This window comes from Bacillus sp. FSL W8-0848, assembly GCF_038007805.1.
GTDB lineage: Bacteria > Bacillota > Bacilli > Bacillales > Bacillaceae > Bacillus > Bacillus glycinifermentans.
On record NZ_JBBOYB010000001.1, the window covers coordinates 184,886 to 206,992 of the forward strand.

18 protein-coding genes and 2 pseudogenes are annotated in these 22,107 nt (G+C 46.1%); 15 read left to right on the forward strand and 5 right to left on the reverse strand.

All coding sequences use genetic code 11. The annotated features are described in order from the left end of the window. Positions 1-36 precede the first annotated feature (36 nt). From cdaA to NSQ39_RS01115, 8 genes are all read left to right on the forward strand, one after another. Positions 37-858, forward strand: coding sequence for a diadenylate cyclase CdaA (cdaA, locus tag NSQ39_RS01080; RefSeq protein ID WP_046132941.1), 822 nt, complete (start codon positions 37-39; stop codon positions 856-858). After that, positions 851-2,167 (forward strand): CdaR family protein, encoded by a 1,317-nt coding sequence (locus NSQ39_RS01085; protein ID WP_175075368.1) that lies wholly within the window; start codon positions 851-853, stop codon positions 2,165-2,167. The genes cdaA and NSQ39_RS01085 overlap by 8 nt, the downstream gene beginning before the upstream one ends. A 20-nt stretch (positions 2,168-2,187) precedes the next feature. Further along, positions 2,188-3,534: a phosphoglucosamine mutase gene (gene glmM, locus NSQ39_RS01090; RefSeq protein ID WP_046132939.1), complete on the forward strand. Its 1,347-nt coding sequence runs from the start codon at positions 2,188-2,190 to the stop codon at positions 3,532-3,534. Positions 3,535-3,980: 446 nt separating this feature from the next. Further along, positions 3,981-5,783: a glutamine--fructose-6-phosphate transaminase (isomerizing) gene (glmS, locus tag NSQ39_RS01095; RefSeq protein ID WP_175075367.1), complete on the forward strand. Its 1,803-nt coding sequence runs from the start codon at positions 3,981-3,983 to the stop codon at positions 5,781-5,783. A gap of 287 nt (positions 5,784-6,070) precedes the next feature. Then, a complete protein-coding gene (locus NSQ39_RS01100; RefSeq protein WP_175075366.1) occupies positions 6,071-6,442 on the forward strand; it encodes an iron chaperone in 372 nt (123 codons plus the stop codon). Positions 6,443-6,582: 140 nt separating this feature from the next. Continuing rightward, a complete protein-coding gene (locus tag NSQ39_RS01105) occupies positions 6,583-6,885 on the forward strand; it encodes an ArsR/SmtB family transcription factor (protein ID WP_175075365.1) in 303 nt (100 codons plus the stop codon). 126 nt (positions 6,886-7,011) lie between these two features. After that, on the forward strand, positions 7,012-8,193 hold the full coding sequence (locus NSQ39_RS01110) for an MFS transporter (protein WP_175075364.1): 1,182 nt from the start codon (positions 7,012-7,014) through the stop codon (positions 8,191-8,193). Between the two features lie 638 nt (positions 8,194-8,831). Further along, positions 8,832-9,152, forward strand: coding sequence for a hypothetical protein (locus NSQ39_RS01115; protein WP_175075363.1), 321 nt, complete (start codon positions 8,832-8,834; stop codon positions 9,150-9,152). A gap of 589 nt (positions 9,153-9,741) precedes the next feature. Here the strand turns inward: NSQ39_RS01115 and NSQ39_RS01120 are convergent. The 4 genes from NSQ39_RS01120 to NSQ39_RS01140 form a co-directional block, all read right to left on the reverse strand. After that, positions 9,742-10,266, reverse strand: coding sequence for a DinB family protein (locus NSQ39_RS01120; RefSeq protein ID WP_341013970.1), 525 nt, complete (start codon positions 10,264-10,266; stop codon positions 9,742-9,744). Positions 10,267-10,390: 124 nt separating this feature from the next. After that, positions 10,391-11,392 (reverse strand): serine hydrolase domain-containing protein, encoded by a 1,002-nt coding sequence (locus tag NSQ39_RS01125; protein WP_175075361.1) that lies wholly within the window; start codon positions 11,390-11,392, stop codon positions 10,391-10,393. A 13-nt stretch (positions 11,393-11,405) separates the two neighbouring features. Next, the gene (locus NSQ39_RS01130) at positions 11,406-12,218 is read right to left on the reverse strand and encodes a MerR family transcriptional regulator (RefSeq protein ID WP_175075360.1); all 813 of its coding nucleotides are present in this window, start codon (positions 12,216-12,218) and stop codon (positions 11,406-11,408) included. Positions 12,219-12,634: 416 nt separating this feature from the next. After that, the gene (locus tag NSQ39_RS01140; RefSeq protein WP_175075359.1) at positions 12,635-14,374 is read right to left on the reverse strand and encodes an ABC transporter ATP-binding protein; all 1,740 of its coding nucleotides are present in this window, start codon (positions 14,372-14,374) and stop codon (positions 12,635-12,637) included. A gap of 233 nt (positions 14,375-14,607) precedes the next feature. On the opposite strand from NSQ39_RS01140, the gene NSQ39_RS01145 reads away from it, so the two are divergent. After that, entirely contained in the window at positions 14,608-15,255 is a 648-nt protein-coding gene (locus tag NSQ39_RS01145; RefSeq protein ID WP_175075358.1) for a DsbA family oxidoreductase, read from the forward strand. 78 nt (positions 15,256-15,333) lie between these two features. Next, a pseudogene (locus NSQ39_RS01150) lies at positions 15,334-15,749 on the forward strand (hypothetical protein). A 212-nt stretch (positions 15,750-15,961) separates the two neighbouring features. Here NSQ39_RS01150 and NSQ39_RS01155 read toward each other — a convergent pair. Next, positions 15,962-16,807, reverse strand: a complete 846-nt coding sequence (locus NSQ39_RS01155; RefSeq protein ID WP_341013975.1) for a hypothetical protein — start codon at positions 16,805-16,807, stop codon at positions 15,962-15,964. 512 nt (positions 16,808-17,319) lie between these two features. Between NSQ39_RS01155 and NSQ39_RS01160 the strand changes: the two genes are divergently transcribed. The 5 genes and pseudogenes from NSQ39_RS01160 to NSQ39_RS01180 all read left to right on the forward strand — a co-directional run bounded on the left by NSQ39_RS01160 (position 17,320) and on the right by NSQ39_RS01180 (position 22,083). Beyond that, positions 17,320-17,748, forward strand: a complete 429-nt coding sequence (locus tag NSQ39_RS01160) for an SRPBCC family protein (protein WP_445662403.1) — start codon at positions 17,320-17,322, stop codon at positions 17,746-17,748. A 112-nt stretch (positions 17,749-17,860) separates the two neighbouring features. Continuing rightward, positions 17,861-18,730 (forward strand): aminoglycoside 6-adenylyltransferase, encoded by an 870-nt coding sequence (locus NSQ39_RS01165; protein ID WP_175075356.1) that lies wholly within the window; start codon positions 17,861-17,863, stop codon positions 18,728-18,730. A gap of 57 nt (positions 18,731-18,787) precedes the next feature. Beyond that, positions 18,788-19,720, forward strand: a pseudogene (locus NSQ39_RS01170) (aminoglycoside phosphotransferase family protein). A gap of 17 nt (positions 19,721-19,737) precedes the next feature. Then, a complete protein-coding gene (locus NSQ39_RS01175) occupies positions 19,738-20,439 on the forward strand; it encodes a YjjG family noncanonical pyrimidine nucleotidase (RefSeq protein ID WP_175075355.1) in 702 nt (233 codons plus the stop codon). Positions 20,440-20,700: 261 nt separating this feature from the next. After that, the gene (locus tag NSQ39_RS01180; RefSeq protein WP_175075354.1) at positions 20,701-22,083 is read left to right on the forward strand and encodes an amino acid permease; all 1,383 of its coding nucleotides are present in this window, start codon (positions 20,701-20,703) and stop codon (positions 22,081-22,083) included. Positions 22,084-22,107 lie beyond the last annotated feature (24 nt).

Here is a 22,107-nt window from a genome sequence, read left to right on the forward strand (position 1 = left end):
ACTTTACTAATGACTGAATTCTTGGAGGACGAGGAAATGGCTTTTGAGGATATCCCTTTCTTGCAGTACCTCGGCGATGCCGTTGATATTCTCCTTGTTTGGTACGTAATATATAAACTAATGATGGTCATCCGCGGAACGAAGGCGGTTCAGCTTTTAAAGGGAATCGTAGTCATTGTTCTTGTCCGGGTGGCCAGCCAGTATTTGGGGTTAAGCACGCTGCAGTGGCTGGTTGACCAGGCGATCACGTGGGGGTTCCTGGCGATCATCATCATTTTCCAGCCTGAACTGAGGAGAGCGCTCGAACAGCTTGGCCGCGGCCGTTTTTTTTCCAGGAGCGGGAATCCTGAAGAAGAGGAGCAGAAGAGAACGATCGAAGCGATTACAAAAGCGATCAAATATATGGCAAAACGGCGGATTGGCGCACTGTTAACCATTGAACGGGAAACCGGAATGGGCGATTACATAGAAACGGGGATTCCTTTAAACGCAAAGGTCAGCTCTGAGCTATTGATCAACATCTTTATTCCGAATACACCGCTTCACGACGGCGCCGTGATCATGAAAAACAGCGAGGTCGCCGCAGCTGCCTGTTATCTTCCGCTGTCTGAAAGCCCGTTTATTTCGAAAGAGCTTGGCACGAGGCACAGAGCGGCGGTCGGGATCAGCGAAGTAACCGACAGTCTTACGATCGTTGTATCCGAGGAAACCGGCGGCATCAGCGTCGCCAAAAACGGAGACCTTCACCGTGACTTAACGGAAGAAGCATTAAAAGAAATGCTTGAAGCGGAGTTCAAAAAAAATTCGCGGGAAACTTCCTCAACTCGCTGGTATTGGAGGGGGAAGAAAAATGGATAAATTCTTAAACAATCCCTGGGCCGTCAAACTAGTCGCGTTATTGTTCGCGTTTCTGCTTTACTTTGCGGTCCACAGCGCACAAGCGCCGACCCCGAAGAAACCGGGCGAATCATTCTTTCCTACCGCCACGACTGATGAAGCAACCCTTACCGATATACCGGTAAAAGCATATTATGATGATGAAAATTACGTCGTCACAGGCGTGCCGCAAACCGTGAACGTCACGATCAAAGGACCGACGGGAACTGTTAAGAAAGTAAGGCAAGTGAAGGATTTTGAAATCTATGCCGATATGCAGAATCTGAAAACCGGCAGACATAAAGTGGAATTGAAGGCGAGAAATGTCGCCGAAGGACTGAGCGTTTCGATCAATCCTTCGGCGGCAACCGTAACGATCGAAGAAAAGACGACGAAAGAATTTCCGGTCGAAGCCGATTTCTACAATAAAAATAAAATGAAGGACGGCTACTCGCCGGAGCAGCCGATCGTCAATCCGAAAAACGTCAGCGTCACCGGGGCGAAAGCCGTGATCGACAGAATCGCGAGCATAAAGGCGACGATCAATTTGGAAGGCGTGGATCAGACGGTTGAAAAGGAAGCTAAGCTGACGGTTTATGACACGGACGGAAACGTTCTTCCGGTCGAAGTCGCTCCGTCCGTCGTCAAAATCACCGTTCCGGTGACGAGTCCGAGCAAAAAGGTGCCGATCAAGCTTGAGCGAAAAGGAAGCCTTCCTGACGGCATCAGCATTTCCAGCCTGGATATGAGCCCTGGGGAAGCGACCGTCTACGGACCGCAAAATGTCCTTGATTCGTTAGAATTTGTCGACGGTACTGAAATCGATTTAAGTAAAATTAAAGATGACACTCAAATAGAGGCCGATATTCCGGTGCCGGAAGGGGCCAAAAAAGTGTCGCCTGAAAAAGTGACCATCAAAGTGAAAGTTGACAAAGCAGAAGAGAAAAAACTGAAGAACGTTTCAATCAAAACCGTCGGGCTGAGCGACAGTCAGGATCTTGAGTTTCTTGACCCGAAAACCGGCAAGCTGGATATTACGGCAAAGGGTTCAGATGCCGCGATATCAAAGCTTCAGCCGTCAGACATCGAGCTCTATCTGAATGCTGCCGATTTGAGCGACGGCGACCATAACGTCAAACTTGAAGTAAACGGACCGCAGAATATCACATGGTGGCTGCCGCAGAAAAGTGTTAAAGTTAGAATTTCTTCTAAAACATCTAAAAATGAAAATGACAAAGGTCAGGATGAAAAAGAACAGGATCATTCTGAAACAGATTCACAACCTTCATGAATCAAAAAGGAGCGATATGAATGGGCAAGTATTTTGGAACAGACGGTGTGAGAGGTGTGGCAAACAGTGAACTTACACCAGAGCTGGCCTTTAAAGTCGGACGTTTTGGCGGTTATGTCCTCACAAAAGATAAAGAACGTCCCAAAGTGCTGATCGGCCGTGACACGCGTATTTCCGGACATATGCTGGAAGGGGCTCTTGTCGCCGGTCTCCTCTCGATCGGAGCCGAAGTCATGCGCCTCGGCGTTATTTCAACGCCCGGCGTAGCTTACTTGACGAAAGCAATGGATGCTGAAGCCGGAGTGATGATTTCGGCTTCGCACAATCCCGTCCAGGACAACGGAATCAAGTTTTTCGGCGGCGACGGCTTTAAGCTTTCCGATGAACAGGAGCTTGAAATCGAGCGTCTCATGGATCTGCCGGAAGACAACCTGCCAAGGCCTGTCGGAGCAGATCTTGGGATGGTGAACGACTATTTTGAAGGCGGACAAAAGTATTTGCAATTTCTCAAGCAGACCGCTGACGAGGATTTCACAGGCATTCATATCGCGCTCGACTGCGCGCACGGGGCGACGTCTTCGCTGGCCACGCACCTGTTTGCCGATCTTGATGCCGATGTTTCTACGATGGGCACGTCTCCGAACGGCTTAAATATTAATGACGGCGTCGGTTCGACCCATCCAGAAGCACTTGCCGCATTTGTAAAAGAAAAAGGCGCTGACGTCGGCATGGCGTTTGACGGCGACGGCGACCGCTTAATCGCTGTAGATGAAAAAGGGAATGTTGTCGACGGCGACCAAATCATGTACATATGCGCGAAGTACTTGAAGAGGGAGGGCCGTTTGGCGGAAAATACGGTTGTTTCCACCGTCATGAGCAACCTCGGCTTCTACAAAGCGCTTGAAGCGGAAGGCGTGAAAAGCGTTCAGACTGCAGTCGGCGACCGCTATGTCGTCGAAGCCATGAAAAACGGCGGCTATAATCTAGGCGGTGAACAGTCCGGGCATCTGATCTTCCTTGACTACAATACAACCGGAGACGGACTGCTTTCGGCGATCATGCTGATGAATACGATCAAAATGACGGGCAAGCCGCTGTCAGAGCTTGCCGCTGAAATGCAGAAGTTTCCGCAGCTTTTGGTCAATGTCAAAGTAACAGATAAACATAAAGTGACCGAAAACGAAAAAGTCAAAGCGGTTATTGAAGAGGTCGAAAAGGAAATGAACGGCGACGGCCGCATCCTTGTGCGCCCTTCAGGTACGGAGCCGCTCGTCCGCGTCATGGCGGAAGCAAGAACAAAGGAACTTTGCGAAGACTATGTCGGCCGCATCGTTGACGTCGTAAAGGCGGAAATGGGAGCGGAGTAATTTTCCGCAAAGGACCATGAACAGGACATGCTGATTTAACATAAGATAAAGTGAACCGTCTTTACTTCTTGAAATAAATGTGAATCATGTTAGAAATCGTTTGACGGTTCTTTTTACCTGTAGTAAAATCAGCTTGTCTTGTTTTATTCAAAAGGAAAGGCAGGGTTGAAAGGTTTATTATAATGATAGCGCCCGGACTAAGCGTACGGACGAAACAGCTTAGTTGACGAGGATGGAGGTTATCGAAATATTCGGCGGATGCCTCCCGGCTGACCTAAAAGATCACAGCCGCAAGGATTTCCTCAAACCAAAGAGGCGACTCTTTGAACAAAGGGAAATCGCATGATCTTCCATCAAAAAACATGTAGGAGGGGACGAAGAAACGTCCCCGCCTTAAAGCAGACTTTCTTCGTCTCCTTCCTGCGGAATTCGGGAGGAAGAACATTATGTGTGGTATTGTAGGTTATATCGGCCAGCTTGATGCAAAGGAAATTTTGTTAAAAGGATTGGAAAAATTGGAGTATCGCGGCTACGATTCAGCAGGAATCGCTGTGGCGAATGAAGACGGCGTTCATGTGTTTAAGGAAAAAGGACGTATTGCCGATCTTCGCGCAGCCGTTGATCAAACCGTGATGTCCCAGGCAGGAATCGGACATACCCGCTGGGCGACCCACGGTGAACCAAGCCGTCTAAACGCACACCCTCATCAAAGCGCATCAGGCCGCTTTACGCTTGTTCATAACGGTGTCATCGAGAACTACGTTCAGCTGACACGCGAATATTTACAAGACGTTGAACTGAAAAGCGATACGGATACAGAGGTTGTCGTTCAATTGATCGAACAATTCGTCAAAGGCGGCCTTGACACAGAGGAAGCGTTCCGTCAAACGCTTATGCTGCTCAAAGGCTCTTATGCGATTGCATTATTCGATCTTGAGAACAAGGGAACCATCTATGTTGCGAAAAACAAAAGCCCGCTGCTCGTCGGCCTTGGAGATACATTCAACGTTGTCGCATCCGATGCGATGGCGATGCTTCAAGTGACGAATGAATATGTGGAGCTTATGGATAAAGAAATGGTCATCGTCACCGACAAGAAAGTCGTTATCAAAAATCTTGACGGTGAACTGATGTCACGTGCCTCTTATATCGCAGAGCTTGATGCCAGCGATATCGAAAAAGGCACATACCCTCACTACATGTTGAAAGAAATTGATGAACAGCCGCTCGTCATGCGGAAAATCATTCAAACGTACCAAGACGAGAACGGCAAGCTTTCGATTCCGGGAGATGTCGCTGAAGCGGTGGCTGAAGCTGACCGCGTCTATATCATCGCCTGCGGAACGAGCTATCATGCCGGTCTTGTCGGCAAGCAATTCATTGAATCATGGGCGAAAGTACCGGCTGAAGTCCATGTTGCCAGCGAATTTTCTTACAATATGCCGCTGCTTTCTGAGAAACCGCTGTTTATCTTTATTTCTCAAAGCGGTGAAACGGCTGACAGCCGCGCCGTGCTTGTACAAGTGAAAAAGCTCGGCCACAAAGCGCTGACGATTACAAACGTACCGGGATCAACGCTTTCCCGTGAAGCCGACTATACGCTGCTGCTGAATGCCGGTCCGGAAATCGCGGTCGCCTCAACAAAAGCGTATACTGCGCAAATCGCCGTCCTTTCCATCCTGGCAGCCGTGACTGCGGAAAGCCGCGGCAAAGCGCTTGGCTTTGACCTCGTGAAAGAGCTCGGCATCATCGGAAATGCGATGGAAGCCCTTTGCGATCAAAAAGACGAAATGGAAATGATCGCGCGCGAATACTTGACCGTTACCCGCAACGCCTTCTTCATCGGCCGCGGACTCGACTACTTTGTCTGCCTCGAAGGAGCGCTGAAACTGAAAGAGATTTCTTACATCCAGGCTGAAGGCTTCGCCGGCGGCGAACTGAAGCACGGCACGATCGCACTGATCGAAGACGGCACACCGGTCATCGCCCTTGCGACACAAGAACACGTAAACTTAAGCATCCGCGGAAACGTCAAAGAAGTAACCGCCCGCGGCGCCAACGCTTGCGTGATCTCACTGAAAGGCCTGGAAGAAGCTGACGACCGCTTCGTCCTGCCTGAAGTACAACCGGAGCTCGCTCCGCTCGTCTCCGTCATCCCAATGCAGCTGATCGCATACTATGCTGCACTGCACCGAGGCTGTGATGTTGATAAGCCAAGGAACTTGGCGAAGAGTGTGACGGTGGAGTAAGGTTGTTGTCAATCTGATTTGAAAATGAAAGTCGCGATGTTTATAAAAAAGTTGCGCAGGTTCACCCCTTTGGTTATGCTTAGCCAAAGGGGTGTTTTTTGTCTAAAAGGGGTACAGTATCCAACGAAATTAGATTACAAACTGATTGTGCATATAGAACCTAAAAAAGTCTGCGGACTTTCCCGAAATTGAGAAGAATTAAAAAGCTATAGCAATTGACTGCCATAGCGTATTGGCATAAAAAATTACATCGTTTAAAATTAATTTTTATTATAGGAGGGAATAACATGAAAGTTTTCGCCGGATATTTAGCAGGTATCGATAACCCCGATCACCGCGGCCGAACAGAGGAAATTTTGGCGTGGGTCGCTAAACAATTCCCCAATTTGGAACCGCAAATCAAGTGGAATACGCCAATGTTTTCCGATCACGGTACATTTATCATCGGCTTTTCCACAGCGAAGCATCATTTGAGCGTTTCACCCGAAGAAGCAGGCATTGCGCACTTTGCCGATGACATTGCCCAAGCCGGCTATAGCGCTACCAAAGGCTTGTTTCGAATTCCGTGGAAAGAGCCGGTCAATTACGAATTGCTTGAGAAAATGATTGAATTTAATATTCAGGATAAAATAGATTGTTCAACTTTTTGGCGGAAATAAGAAAATCGGATGATTAAGGGCGAACTCTAATTCCCTCCTATGGTTTTGTTTAACCAAAGGGGGGATTTCCACGTTCAAAGGAAGACATCTAAAGACAAACACACATTGACATATCGTGAAATCACGATATAATAATTTATATGGAACCAATTGAAGTATTCAAAGCTTTATCAAATGAATCAAGGCTGCAAATTTTGCAATGGCTGAAGGCGCCTGATCGTCATTTTACGCCCCATGAAGGGATTGATATGAACACAATAGGGGTCTGTGTCAGCCAAATAACTGACAAATTGAAAATGACGCAATCAACGGCTTCCCAATATCTCACCATACTGTTAAGAGCCGGCCTGATTAAGGCTGAACGCATCGGAAAGTACACGTACTACAAAAGAGATGAAGAAGCCATTAAAAAACTTGCCGACTTTCTTAAAACAGAGATATGAAAAATAAGCATCTTAAGATGTTTATTTTTACACCATACATATCGACATATTGTGATATGTTTATTTTTAAAACAAACATATCGTCATTTCGCGATATAACAATTTTTATTTTAGGAGTGAACGTCTTTGTCTAACACATGGAAAATTTATATTTTAGCGATTGTCAGCTTCCTGGTAGGAACCTCAGAGTACATCATTTCCGGCATTTTAGATAATATTGCTCATACACTTGGGATCACTTTGGCAGCAGCCGGCCAGCTCATTACGATCTTTTCGCTTGTGTATGCTATTTTCACACCCATTCTGATGGCGCTGACCGCAAGCATGGATAGGCGCAAATTAATGATTTATGCCCTCGGTTTGTTTGTGATAGGAAATATCCTGGCTTTCATACTGCCTGGTTATGGCTGGTTTATTGCGGCGCGGGTCATTATGGCGATGGGAGCTGGTATGGTTGTTGTTACCGCATTAACGATTGCCGCCAAGATCGCTCCGGAAGGCAAGCAGGGCAGTGCAATTGCTACTGTCGTCATGGGCTTTACCGCTTCTCTCATTATCGGTGTTCCTCTTGGAAGAATGATGTCAGAAGCATTAGGATGGAAATCTGTATTTGGCGGAATTGCTTTGTTGGGATTTATCGCAATGGCCGTTATGTTCCTTACGCTTCCGCAAATTAAGGGGGATAAGCCGGTCCCGTTGCTTCAGCAGCTTTCTCTTTTTAAAAAACCGAAAGTGGCGATGGGATTATCGATCACTTTCTTCTGGCTCGGGGGATATTCCGTTGCTTATACGTATCTGTCGCCATACCTCCTGACCGTCTCTGGGATAAGCGGCAAGCTGCTTAGCGGCGTCTTGCTTATATTCGGAATCGCCAGTTTGGTTGGATCGAAGTTCGGAGGATACAGCACTGATAAATGGGGAGTGCCCTTTACACTGGTCGGCGGGATGACATTGCATATCATCACACTGATTTTGCTGTCGCTTGTCACCCACTCATACATCGGCGTATTGGTCATTCTCATATTATGGTCGTTTGCGGCATGGTCTACAGGCCCGACGCAGCAGTATCACTTAGCGACAATAGAGCCGGGATTGTCAGGTGTATTGCTTGGCATCAATCAGTCGATGATGCAGTTAGCGATGGCTGTCGGCGCGGGAATAGGGGGTATTTTTGTAGAGAACGTATCATTGGCTTCGATTACTTGGATTGGCGCATTGGGGGTTATGATTGCGATTGTTGTTTCATTGATGACTTTTAGCTCACATCTTAAAGAAAAAGCATCACATGTAGAAGAAATCAATCAATAATACGCTGCCTGATGAGCTTTGGAGATTCAATGGTTTCATATACAATAGCATAATTTAGAATGCCAGCGTATGACCAGGAAAGGAGAAACGTTCAGTTCGAGAAGGCTTTGCTCGTTGCAAACTGAAGCACAGCACGATCACATTGATCTGAGAAGGTTCATCGGTTATCGTCCTTGCAACACAGGAGCACAGCACGCAGAAACGTCAAAGAAGTCACAGCCCGCTGCGCCAACGATTGCTGGATCTCACTGAAAGTCTGGAATAAGCAGACGATCGTTTTATCCTGCCTGAAATACACTCGGAGTTCGCTTCGCTTGTCTCCGCCATCTAGGATACTGCGCCGCAGCTGTGATGTTGATAAGCCGCCTGGCGAAGCGCTGAGTTATGGTGGAGCAGAAGCTTTTTGAAATAAAAGTTTTTACCCCTTTGGATTGGATGATCTGAAGGGGTATTTTTATCTTTAAAAAAAGAATCAGTCTCATATAGAATTGAAATAAGAAATAAAATGAACGTGTCCATCCGGTGTTTTTTCCGGTAGTCTAAAAAGGGCTCTAAATTAGAAGTGAGATCCGTTCACACAGCAGCATGTCGAGGCGGTTTTCATGATGCCCGTATAAATAATAAGAGGATGTGTAATCGTGAACAAGGAGACATACGTTGAAGTTAACAGAACATCGCAGTACATCAATAAAATGAGACGATTTTCAGTGCTGATTGATGGTGTCGAGGCAGGAAAAATCAAAGATGGCGGAAGGCTGCGAATCGATTTACAGCCTGGTGAACACGTTATCCAAGTGAAAATTAATTGGTGCACAAGCCAAACATTGAGGTTTACATTAGATGAAGGCGAAGTGTTAAAGTTTAGATGTGGAAGTCCGGTCCGGGGGTGGAAGATGTTCTTCGCGCTGTTTTATGTATTGGCCGCTCCCGAGAAGTATTCGTTTATTGAGCAGGAGTAAGAATGCTCCGGGGGGGGGGGGCGAACTGCCCGTCAGCGCCATCGGCCACCTGATGTATCATCTGTACAGTGTGACGGCGGGGAAAAGCGTTTTGCCTTGAAATCAGTTGCTATTTTAAGTTTAAATCCTTTGGCTGGCATAAAGAAAGTGGATTAAATAAGGCCTGCAGCTTGGATATGGGTGATGATGGGACAGTACTCAGCTTAAGAAATGTTTTTCACGTGTATACAGCCTGTCAAGAAACTCTTAACAGGCTACTCACCTAAATTTTTCTTTCTTCAATAGGTGTATTTATGGCACCTGGCGCAAAAGAAAGCAAAACCGTATATCAAACTGTACGATATCAAGGGAAGGTGTTTGGCATGACATTGTGCATATGGGGCTGTTGCAAAGTGAATATTTTAAACAACGCGAAAAGTCTTCAGACCAACAAGGCTATCGATAAAAATGAGAACCCCCTTTGGTTTAGGTAACCCAAGGAGGTTTTATGTCCGGAAGAACTTCTCGAAACATTGCTCAAGATGTGTCAGAAGGCACACTAATATGTTTTCAAAGATTGTTCTGGAGTAAAAATATTAACGAGTACCATTCAGCTGTTCAAAATCCGCAAATAAGCCTTCCAAGGCCCGACATCCTCTTGATACCGCTTCGCCAGCACCCTTGCGATTTGAGATATGTGGGTGAGATCGTGAGCCACCCATGTTGAAATCTGCTCTCTTAGCTTGACGATACCAAACTCAGGGTGTACGCCCGTTTGTTCGAAATCAGTATGAGGCTGAATCAGCCGCCGCAATGTCTCCACGTTTTCCCGACGGAGCTTTGCAAACTCACTAAGCAGCTCTTCGATTGTTTTGTCAGCGTTTTGCTGAAGTTGACTGAAACGGTCAAAAGGAGGAAATGTTTCCGTTTTTCCCTTTGTCAGGATCATTTCGATTCGCGGGATCCAATTATTCTTTTCCCCTTCAATCAGGTGGCCGACTATATCAAAGGCGCTCCATGTGGCTTCACCTTCATTGCAATTGATCCACGAGATCGATAATCCGGTCAGCATATGGCTCAGCGTTTTTGGCGTGCGTTCCAGAATTTCGATTGCTTCTTTGAGCTGAAAATTCATGTTTTGACCCCCTTAACGTTTGGATGAGGCGGGCAGGCTGACAACCTAAACGATATTAAACTCATTTTAATTTGAACGCTTGGAAAAGAGCAAATAGAACACGGCAGCTTTTTCAAATCCGCCGCTAGTCTATGACAGCCGGGATTATACATTCCTTAATCAGTGTCCACCTATCACCAGGGTTCTTCATGAATTGTGAAGCAATCGCTACAACTAGGTCTTTTTCCGGAATACAGCAAATGACATTGCCGCCATCGCCCAGCGCACAGTGTGCAAAAACGCCGTCCTCTTCACGCAGCCACCATAGATAACCGTATTGATTTGGGTTCATCGCTGTTGATTCTTCAATCCACGACTCCGGAACAATTTGCTGATTGTTCCAAATTCCGCGGTTTACATATAGAAAACCGAAACGCGCCATATCCCGCGGAGTCAGCGTAAGCCCCCATCCGCCCGTTGAGTTGCCGTCCGGGTCATGTACCCAGCCTTTCACGTTTTTTCCGAAAAGGTCGTCAAAGCCGAATGATGTCATGTTATAATCCGGGATTTCTTTCATGCCGGTTGGTGCAAATAAATGTTTATTGGCAAACTCACGGGCGCTTTGTCCCGTACTCCGGGTGATGATGGCAGAAAGCAGGTGCGCGCCTGCGGTGGAATATTTAAAGGTTCCAATCCTTCCTTTTTGGCCGAGCATATCCAGCGTATACGCTACCCAGTCAGGCTGCATACACATCTTGTCGAGCGGTTCGTGCCAGTCCTCAAATGGATAGGGAGCCGTCATTGTGAGAAGATGACGTATGGTGATGTCCTGTTTTGTCTTATCGGCAGTATCGCATTCGGGAAAAAAGTCCAGCACCTGTTGATCGGCATCCTTGATATATCCTGCCTCAATGGCAATACCGATGAGTGCCGAGATGATGCTTTTCGTAACAGATGCGACATGGTGCATATCATCGGGGCCATAGCCATTATGATATCTTTCGTAAGCGATATATCCATTTCTCACAACAACAATGCCGTTTATATTGCTGTACTCCGATTTGATCATAGGTTCCAGCTTTAAAAGTTTTTCAGAGTCCATACCCAAGGTTTCCGGGCCTTTTGCTTGCCAGTCGTTGTTTTGCATGATCGATACCTCTCTATTTTTTCTTTACGGGAAAATACACCTCGGTCACAAGATCTTCAGACGCGGCGGTATGATCAGGGTCTGTTACGTATACTTCATATGGCGAACTCACCAATTCGTATCCTTCGTTTTCGACCCATTCCCTCAGTCTGGCGTATACCGATGTCAATTCTGAATATGGACCTTTTAAAACAGACTTCGCACAAAGGCCTCCGGGAAAATCTCTCGTTCCCTGTACAGGTTCCTTTACCGGAATCGCAAACTCCGTATCATTCCCGGCAGGGTTGTATTCAGGGCTGTGGTAAATCGTCATCGGCATACCAAGCAAGGTGAGCTCTTCGTGAGCAATCTTTTCATACAGCCTGCTGATATACTTGCCATATCCTGCTGCATAATCATCGCTGTTCAGCATCTGGCGGATATAAAGGAGATTCATTGGCCCGGTTTCGACAAGCTGTACTTCTATTTTCTCGAGAGAAGACATGATTGGAATGCCCTTCTCTACATTTGAAATATCTGTGCTTATTTGTTTTAGAGTATATTCAAGATCATGTAACTTTTCCTGCAGTTCATTTCTCTTGCGATGAAGGGCGGTATAAAGCTTTTCTTCTTCCTGTTCCAAGATGACTTTGATTTCTTCCAGCGAAAAATGAAAAGACTTCAAACGGTTGATCAAAAGCATCTTTTTAAGCTGCCCGATGGAATAATATCTATATCCGTTTTCAGGATTAATTTCATCAGGATGTATTAATCCGATTTCATCATAATATCGAAGCGTTTTTGTAGAAACTCCGCATATCTTCGAAAATTCTCCAATCGATAGCAAGAGGTCACCTCCGTTCTTGAATGATTGTTGGTTCTATTCTGTTATACATCTTTCCGTAAGGGGAATGTCAAAAGCGATTTTAATTCTAATTTATCAGAAATTTATTTTCCTATCGTATCCTTTCAATATCAAATGAGAGGAGATTCATATGAGAAGGTTAATCAAAGTCCTGAGAATCTTATTTGGCATGATCGCTGCTGCGGCTCTCATACTGTCTGTGTCCGTTTTTACATACCACCATTATCAATAAAGAAGCGGGGCTTGGATTAAACATCATTGATGACATATCAGGAATGCTCAATATAACCTATGCGTTGCAAACCAATCGGACTGGAACTCAGTTCTGTTTTACAAAAACTGAAAAAAGCTAGATAAAAAGGTGTCCCGATCTTCATTCAGGACACCTTTATTTTATTCTACGCCAACTGCTGCTCGGCAAACTCCCGATACAACGCATGGGAAGCAATCAGCTCATGGTGCCGGCCCATTCCGGTAATCTCGCCTTTTTCGATAAAAATTATCTGATCCGCGTCGACGATCGTCGATAAGCGGTGGGCGATAACGAAGGTTGTGCGCCCTTCCATGAGGCGGGAGAGCGCCTGCTGGACGATGCCTTCCGATTGGCTGTCAAGGCTTGCCGTCGCTTCGTCCATCATCAGGATTTTCGGGTCGCGCAGGAAGGCGCGGGCGATGGCGATGCGCTGCCTTTGTCCGCCTGAGAGCTTGACGCCGCGTTCTCCGACTTCTGTATCGAGCTGGTCGGGGAATTGCTTGATGAATCCATCGGCAAACGCCATCTTGGCTACTTCCCATAGTTTTTCATCATTAATCTCATCTGCATTGTCTAATCCGTAGCAAAGGTTTTCGCGAATCGTCCCGGCCATCATCGGGCTGTCTTGTGATACGTAGCCGATCTGGCTGCGCCACGATTTCATCGACAGCTCCTGAATCGGGGTGTCGCCGATGGTAATGACTCCTGAGCTTGGTTCGTAGAAGCGTTCAAGCAGGCCGAACATCGTCGTTTTCCCGCCGCCGCTTGGGCCGGCAAACGCGATCATTTGACCGGGTTCGACGTCAAATGATACATTGCGAAGGACGGGTTCAGCATCGGTATAAGAGAAGGACACGTTCTGAACGTGTATCGCTTTGTCTGAGATATCCATTTCCTCCCCTTCGCGCCCTTCTTCCTCTTCCGTATTCAAAATGTCGATAATCCGCTCTGTGGCGCCTTTTGCTTTTTGAAGCTGAGTAAAAAACATTGTAAACATTGTAATCGGAAAGATGATTTGAAAGAGATAAAGCAAAAAGGCGATAAGCGAGCCTGTCGTCATCGTGCCTTCTGATACGCGGATGCCGCCATAGCCGATGATCGCGACGATGACGATCATAATGACAAAGTGCATAATCGGGGAAATAAACGCAAAAATGCGCGCCTCTTTCAGGCCGTATGTGAACAGTTTTGCAATGCCTGATGCCCCTTTTGTTTCTTCTGCTGTTTCAGCGTTCGATGCTTTCATCAGCCTGATTTCGCTTAATGTCTGCTGGACATTTCCTGTAAACGAAGCGGTTTCGTCCTGCAAAGCTTTAGACACTGTCTGCATTTTCATGCCGAGCGGGACCATAATGACGGTCGTAATCGGGACGGCAATGAGCATGAGGAGCGTCATTTTCCAATCCATAATCAGCAGAATGACCACGGCGCCGATAATCGTGATCAGCCCCGAAACGAACTGCGGAAAATGCTCGGAAATTAAACCTTTGACGATGCCGGTATCATTGACGACGCGGCTGACCGTCTCCCCGCTCGTTTTTTCGTCAAAGTAGCGGACAGGAAGGCGCAGCAGTTTAAACCACATCCGTTCCCGCAAAGAAGCGACCGCTTTTTGCCCAGCATAGGCAAGAAAGTAGGTTGAAAATCCGTCACAGACCGCTTGCATAATAAAAACGAGTGCAAGGATGCCCACTAAGCCCATGCTGATCGAATTGGCGGAAAAGCCGTCTACCAATTCCCTGGTCAACAGCGGGATTGAGAGTCCGACTGCCGATGTGACGAGGCTTGCGGCCAAACCGATGGTCAATGCAAGCTTAGGGACGCCGGTCGAGAGAATCAATGAGAAAAACGGTTTTAAGCTGTTTTGTTTGTTCTCTGTTTTCATATGGATAAACTCCTTTTTATAGTTTTGCATCTGCAAACATATGAGACATTCAGTTTCATAACTGGAATCCCTCCTTTTTTAAGAATGAAACAACAAGTTGTCACGCATATACTACGATATGAATAGTGCCAAAGTTCCCAGGCCTGAGGATTTTAATCCAGTGTTAAGGTATTGACAGATAACTCCGTTGTAACTATTATTGTTACAAATAGATGAAAAAGAGAGGAAAACACATGACAATAAAAGTTAAAGTATACTCCGATTACGTCTGCCCATTCTGCTTTCTCGGAAAAGACCAGTTTGAGAAAGCGATTGAAGGAAAGGATGTGGAGGTCGAATGGATGCCGTTCGAACTGCGGCCGCGTCCTTACGAGCCGTTGGATCCGCTGAACGATCCGGCGAAATTGGCGATGTGGGAAAGCGCCATTGCTCCGAGAATTGAAGCGTGGGATGTCAATATGAAGCTTCCGAACGTTTCCCCGCATCCGTATACAGATTTGGCCCATGAAGGCTATCACTTTGCGAAAGAGCACGGCAAAGCGAAAGAATACAATGACAGAGTTTACAGTGCATTTTTCCAGGAAGAGCAAAACATCGGCGACATCGAGGTCCTGGCGAAGCTTGCAAAAGAAGCCGGCTTGGATGAGAAGGCTTTTAAAGATGCGCTGGTATCGAGAAAGTACCGGAAAATACAACAGCAGGCGGTCAGGCACGCCTATGAAGAAGCCGGCATCACCGCCGTTCCGACCTTTATCATCGGCAGCGAACGGATCTCCGGGGCTGCGGCTCGAGAGGTGTTTGAGCGGGTGATTGAAGAGGAAAGCGGGAAAATAAAAACGGCGGGGAATTTGCAATGTGATGTTGACGGAGGATCCTGCTAAATGATGGAAATGTTGGAACCCTTAGATTAAAATTGATCTAAGGGTTTCCTTTTTTTAAAAAGAAAGGTGAAAAGGTATATGACACTGCATCATTTTATCGCAGCCGATAAGGATCTGCCGCTGGGAAGTTTTAGAGAAGAAGATAAGAGCGGAATTGACATCACTGCATTGGAGCAAGGGGATGAAGCGGTCAAAACGAAATTGAACAAACCGTTTGTATATGAGGTTACGGGCTATTTGCATATTCCCGGTGACAGCATAAAGGCGCTATTCCGCTACATCAACGGAAATATTGCCGAGGGTGAGGACATTGAAGTTTATTCTTGTATGGATGGAGAGGAAGACAGAGAAAAAGACGATGTTTAGATCTTGACATTCATTTAACAACTCTTCAGCTTGGCAAACACATAAAGCTGGATAAAAAGAAATATATTGATCAGATTGGTGATATGTTCTTTCTGGAAGACCGGCAATTGATCAAAGTCTTTAAATAGAGGCTTTCTCTTAATGTCAGGAGCCTGCTGTTATTCCGCATAACTTGCGTTTTTATCCACGGAGGAATTCAGATAACAAATCACAAACAGTAGTAAAGAACCCTCGCCATGGAACGGTTCTTCAATGATGCGCAAAAATATAATTCATCCCCAAATGTAATAAGAAAGGCTCCTGGTTTCAGGAGCCTGTTAGCTGGTTGGCGAAAGAGATGTTATTTTATATATTGGTGGGGCGTATTTGAATATAATCTGTACGGAATTGCCGTTTTTGAACCTACATTCTCAAATTTGTATCTGAATTTCGTGTAGTAGTCAAGGTTGCGAACGTCAATTTTAAGGTATGTAAAACCTTTCTTTGTGACATAAAGAGTTTTGTAATCTTTCCAGCCTTTTTTTGTTTTATACTGCAATGTCGCTTTCACTTTGCCTGAACGATCTGTATCTATTGATGTACCGCAAAATCCGCTGATGACTCCGTTCAATTTGTACGCATACGAATAGCCGAAGGTGTTTGTGTATGTTGGTTTTTTATAAAATAGGCTTCCTTTTCGGGCCACGTTTACACTATATTTGGTTTTTCGAGTCTGTTCCGTTGTTTTTGCAGGATTTGAATTAGCAAATGCACTCGCTTCAGAGTGGCTGAACTTGAGCGTAGTATGAGAATAAAATTTGTATGGAATCGGCTTTTTTGAATCTACATTCTCGAATTTGTATCTGAATTTCGTGTACAGGTCAAGGTAGCTGCTTACTTTAAAGATTGTATGTCCTTTTTTCTTAACATAGAACGTTTTGTAATTTTTCCAGCCTTTTTTCGTTTTATATTGCAATGTCGCTTTTACTTTGCCTGAACGATATGTATCTATTGTTGTAAAAGGATGTCCGGCCCAACTATAACCGAAGGTGTTGGAGTATGTTGCCTTTTTATAATATAATTTTCCTTCTCTAAAAACGGAAACACTGGATTTGGATTTTATCGTACGATCTTTAGCCTGTACAGTGTCAGGAGTGACAAAACCAATTGATGCAAAGCTTCCGATTGCAACGGCTAAGACCAACAAAAGTTTGATGAATTTCTTTTTTAAAGTGAATTTCCTCCTATGTTTAATTAGATCGAATTTCATACTTTTCTATCATAATTCTTGCGGGGAAAATCGACATCCACCAAATAAACTAATTTATTTTGACATCCTTGCTATATTTTGTCGTTATATGTCGAAAAAGAGAAATTAGGACTATGACATATGGTTTATTATCCGGGCATGAAAGAAAAAAGGCGCACGGTACCGCCTGTCACGGTCTGGAAAAATGTATGCTGTTCCCCGTCTTCAGTTTTATCATTCGTCAGAGGCTTTGCAATAGATGTTGACGGCGGAGTCTCGAGCTCTTTCGCTTTAAATGTCATGTTTTTCTTGGCGGGAAATCCTTTTTTGGGTATATTTGATGTATCAAGTTTTAAAACGCTTACATTCGCTTTGATGAACGTCAAATCTGGGAGGAGAAACATGATGAAAGCGAAAACAGAGGGGTGCGACCTCATCATTGAGAGGCTTTCAACGCTCCGCGGGATCTGGTGTTTAAGGCTTTTTCAGAAGGCGGGCAGCTGGAAAGCTGGTGGGGGCCTGAAGGCTGGAAAACCGAAAATCGTAAGTTTGCGTTTCAACAGAACGGCGTTTGGCATTATGGGATGCGTTGCACAGATGAGAACCAGGGGGAGTATTTTGGGCAGGTGTCCTGGGGCAAGGCTGTTTATCAGGATATCTTGGCGCCTGAGAGGATTGTGTACGTTGATGTGTTTGCGGATGAGGAAGGGAATGCAGTTCCCGGAATGCCGGAGACTTTGGTGAAGATTGAGTTTTTTGAAGAGGAACATAAGACGAAGCTCATCATGCGTTCTCAATTTGTTTCTAAAGAGGCGCTGCAGCAAGTCATGGATATGGGTGTTATTCAGGGTGTTAGTTCACAGTTTGAACGCCTCGGCGATCACCTCAAACAAGCTTAAAAAGGAGGATGTTTCAATGACATGTTTGGAGCATTTTATATAACCTTGCATTAGGGGACCTCCTGAGGCATGTAGGTTGGGAAAACAATCACATAACAGGAGGTTTTAGAATATGCGTTCAGAACAAGAAATCATGGATTTGGTGCTAAAGGTCGCCAAGGAAGATGACAGAGTCAGAGCGGTCGGGATGAATGGGTCGCGGACGAATCCGAATGTTCCCAAGGACCCTTTCCGGGATTATGATATTGCGTATCTTGTGACAGATATGCAGTCTTTTTTGGATGATCCGGATTGGATCGATGTCTTTGGAGAGCAGATCATCATGCAAACGCCGGAAGACATGGAATTGTTTCCGAATGAGCTTGGCGACCGTTTTACTTATATGATGCTGTTTACCGACGGCAACCGGATCGACTTAATGCTTATTCCTATGGAAGAGAAGGATGAATATTGCCGTGAAGACGGTTTGACCGTTATCTTGTTGGATAAGGATGGCGGCTTGCCTGCGATTCCGCCGCCGACGGATGAAGAGTATTGGGTGAAACGGCCATCCGCACAAGCCTTTGCAGACTGTTGCAATGAATGCTGGTGGACTTCGACATATGTGGCGAAAGGCTTGTGGAGACAGGAAATTCTTTATGCGATCGACCATTTGGTTCTTGCCAGGGCGATGCTTTTGAAAATGCTCGAATGGAAGGTCGGCATCGAAACCGATTTTTCGCTCAGCATTGGAAAGAACGCCAAGTTTCTGAAGCGTTACGTTGATATAGAGACATGGAACAGGCTGTTGGCGACGTATCCTCACGGAGACTATGACGATGTTTGGAGCGCTTTGTTTGCATTGACCGATTTATTTGAAGAGACCGCGATTGAAGCGGCGGAACACTTTCGGTATGAGTATCCTTATGCAGACGCCGGAAAGGTCAGGCAGTACTTGAAGCATGTCCGGCGGCTGAAACCTGGCGCGAAAGAGATTTATTAATACGCGGCCGCACCCCTGATCTCGTGAAGGGGTGCAGTTTTCTTGGAGGAGAACGGGATGTTTGACGTCAAGAACGTGTTGAACGTTTATTATGGTATAGACAGTAACGCCGTTTCCCCGCAGCAAGGCGGATGGTCTGCTCTTGCTTATAAGACGGCCGGCGGCGGTGCGGATTACTTTTTAAAGGTTTATGATAAAAAAAGGGCTTCGACCGCGAAATTAACGGCTCTTATCGATGTCTACGCTCCGATTGTTCAGTGGCTCAGCCATCCTGCCCGCTTAAAAGGGAGCGTCCCTGTTCCGGTCTCAACGAAGCATGGCGCCTACAAATGCGAGGATGACCATGGAATCTAATACATTGACGGAGAAACGATCGGCGGCAGGACGCTCTATACGGAAGAGATTGAAAAACTTGCACAAATCGTTGCCAAGCTCCATTCGTATGGAGAAGGCATCCCGGTTGCAACCGGCGGGATAAAGGAAAACTTCGATGTTCCATTTGTCCGGCAGATGAGATCGTTGCTGAGTGAAGGACTTCCCGGCGAAGCCGCAGAACTGATTGCCCCGCATATCAAATCAATACGCCGCGCGATAGAGACGGTCGAAGAGCTTTCACACCATTTGAAAAACGCCGATCTGAAGTTGGCTTTATGTCACACCGATCTTCACAACTGGAATCTAATGAAGACCGGGCGGGAATTGGTGTTGATCGACTGGGAAGGGCTGAAACTGGCTCCGGTTGAAGCAGATCTGATGTTTTTTGCGGAACAGCCGTATTTTCAAGAGTTTTTGCGCGTCTACCTTGAGGTTCATGAGGGATTTCAACTGAATCGGCAGGCCTTAAGGTTTTATCAGGTGAAGCGCAGGCTGGAGGATATTTGGGAATTTATCGAACAGCTTGTCTTTGACAGGCAAACGGAGCGGGAGAAAGCTGAAACAGCAAGCGCCCTGAAGAAGGAGCTTGAAGACTTGGAGACATCTAATGATTAAAAAACGGAGGCATATTTGTGAAAACATACCGAACATTATTTTTCGACGTCGATGATACACTTTTGGATTTCCGCGCGGCGGAAAGTATGGCATTGCGCCTGCTTTTTGAGGAACAGGACCTTCCGCTGACAAAGGAAATCGAAGCCGACTACAAGCGAATCAACCAAGGTCTGTGGAGGGAGTTTGAAGAAGGAAAGATCGGCCGCGACGAAGTGGTCAATACCCGCTTTTCCCGTTTATTCAGCGAATATGGCCGCGAGGCGGACGGAGCTTTGCTGGAGAAGAGGTACCGCGGCTTTCTGGAGGAAGGCCATCAGCTGTTGGACGGGGCTTTGGAATTGATCACAAAGCTGCACAGCCGCTATGATCTGTATATTGTGACGAACGGCGTTTCAAAGACGCAGTACAGGCGCTTGCACGATTCAGGGCTGTACCCGCTGTTTAAGGGGATTTTTGTTTCCGAGGACACCGGCTATCAAAAGCCGATGAAGGAATTCTTTGACTATGTGTTTGCAAGGATTCCCGACTTTTCAACAGAGCACGGGTTGATCATCGGCGATTCCTTGACGGCCGATATCAAAGGCGGCGGGCTCGCCGGGCTTGATACATGCTGGCTGAACCCCGGCATGAAAGCGAACGACACCGGCATTGTTCCAACCTATCAAATTCAAAAACTGGATGAGCTGTACGACATTTTAAACCTGACGTGTTTTTCTTAAAATAAGAGGGGAACGCCTTCCTGCGTTCCGTTTTTTCTACCTCTTTTAAAATATCTTAATTTTCTTTATATTGAAATAACTGATTTTTACTTATTTAATAGACTAAAACGTGTTCTCCTGAAAAAAACAATTGTATTTTCCGGAGAAATTTATTATGATGAAATAAGTAATTTGGCGTATATTATAAATCAAAATTGTCAGATTGTTATTACTACTTCGTCTGAAATAGATTTGATCAGCCGTGTTAGAGGAGGAAAAGAAGTGGCGAACAAGGAATTGAAGAGAGGTCTTGGGGCGCGTCATATCCAAATGATCGCGCTCGGCGGCACAATCGGTGTCGGCTTATTTATGGGTTCTTCCAGCACGATTAAGTGGACTGGGCCGTCTGTCCTGCTTGCATATGCAATATGCGGAATCTTTATCTTTTTTATCATGCGTGCAATGGGAGAGATGCTGTATGTGGAGCCAAGCACCGGTTCGTTTGCGACATTCGGCCATAAATATATACATCCGCTGGCCGGTTATATGACCGCATGGAGCAACTGGTTTCAATGGGTGATTGTCGGGATGAGCGAGATTATCGCCGTCGGGGAGTACATGCAGTACTGGTTTCCGGATCTGCCCGCTTGGGTGCCGGGAATTATCGCAATGGCGATTCTTGGAGGGGCAAACCTCATCTCTGTTAAATCGTTTGGGGAATTTGAGTTTTGGTTTGCAATGATTAAGATTGTGACGATTGTTTTGATGATCGTGGCGGGTCTCGGGATTATTTTCTTCGGGCTCGGAAATGGCGGACACGCCATCGGATTGTCCAACCTTTGGTCGCACGGCGGCTTCTTTACCGGCGGATTTTCAGGATTTTTCTTTGCGCTGTCTCTTGTCATCGCAGCTTATCAAGGCGTTGAACTGATCGGGATTACGGCAGGGGAAGCAAAAGATCCGCAGAACACGTTAAGAAGTGCGATTCAAAGCATTATTTGGCGCATCTTAATCTTTTATATCGGTGCTATTTTCGTGATTGTCACGGTTTACCCTTGGAATGAGCTGAATTCAATCGGCAGCCCGTTTGTATCGACTTTTGCAAAAGTCGGGATTACCGCGGCGGCCGGCATCATTAACTTCGTTGTCATTACGGCGGCGATGTCAGGCTGCAACAGCGGGATTTTCAGCGCGGGGCGCATGCTTTATACGCTCGGAGTGAACGGACAGGCGCCGGCATTCTTTAAGAAGATTTCCAGAAACGGTGTGCCGCTGTACGGGACAATCGCCGTCCTGATCGGCTTGGCCATCGGTGTCGTCTTAAACTACATTGCACCGCCTAATATTTTTGTGTACGTATACAGCGCGAGCGTTCTTCCGGGGATGATCCCATGGTTTGTCATTCTGTTCAGCCACATCGGATTCAGAAAGGCAAAAGGGGCCGACATCGGCAAGCATCCGTTCAAAATGCCTTTCGCCCCTTTGACGAACTACTTGACGATTGCCTTCTTGCTCATGGTATTAGTCGGCATGTGGTTCAACGATGACACGCGCGTCTCCTTAATTGTAGGGGTTATCTTCCTTGCTCTCGTGACAGTCAGCTATTATGCGTTCGGAATCGGGAAGCGTGCTTCTATTGAGACACAGACTTTGGATCAGAAATAAAAAAACACCTTTACAGGTGTTTTT

What these genes read in the sequence shown, in the direction of transcription:
- NSQ39_RS01105 (WP_175075365.1), top strand. Translation starts at nt 6,583, where the DNA reads ATGGAACCAATTGAAGTATTCAAAGCTTTATCAAATGAATCAAGGCTG.
- NSQ39_RS01125 (WP_175075361.1), bottom strand. Translation starts at nt 11,392, where the DNA reads ATGCAAAACAACGACTGGCAAGCAAAAGGCCCGGAAACCTTGGGTATG.
- NSQ39_RS01085 (WP_175075368.1), top strand. Translation starts at nt 851, where the DNA reads ATGGATAAATTCTTAAACAATCCCTGGGCCGTCAAACTAGTCGCGTTA.
- glmS (WP_175075367.1), top strand. Translation starts at nt 3,981, where the DNA reads ATGTGTGGTATTGTAGGTTATATCGGCCAGCTTGATGCAAAGGAAATT.
- NSQ39_RS01100 (WP_175075366.1), top strand. Translation starts at nt 6,071, where the DNA reads ATGAAAGTTTTCGCCGGATATTTAGCAGGTATCGATAACCCCGATCAC.
- NSQ39_RS01165 (WP_175075356.1), top strand. Translation starts at nt 17,861, where the DNA reads ATGCGTTCAGAACAAGAAATCATGGATTTGGTGCTAAAGGTCGCCAAG.
- glmM (WP_046132939.1), top strand. Translation starts at nt 2,188, where the DNA reads ATGGGCAAGTATTTTGGAACAGACGGTGTGAGAGGTGTGGCAAACAGT.
- cdaA (WP_046132941.1), top strand. Translation starts at nt 37, where the DNA reads ATGGCTTTTGAGGATATCCCTTTCTTGCAGTACCTCGGCGATGCCGTT.
- NSQ39_RS01145 (WP_175075358.1), top strand. Translation starts at nt 14,608, where the DNA reads ATGACAATAAAAGTTAAAGTATACTCCGATTACGTCTGCCCATTCTGC.
- NSQ39_RS01120 (WP_341013970.1), bottom strand. Translation starts at nt 10,266, where the DNA reads ATGAATTTTCAGCTCAAAGAAGCAATCGAAATTCTGGAACGCACGCCA.
- NSQ39_RS01140 (WP_175075359.1), bottom strand. Translation starts at nt 14,374, where the DNA reads ATGAAAACAGAGAACAAACAAAACAGCTTAAAACCGTTTTTCTCATTG.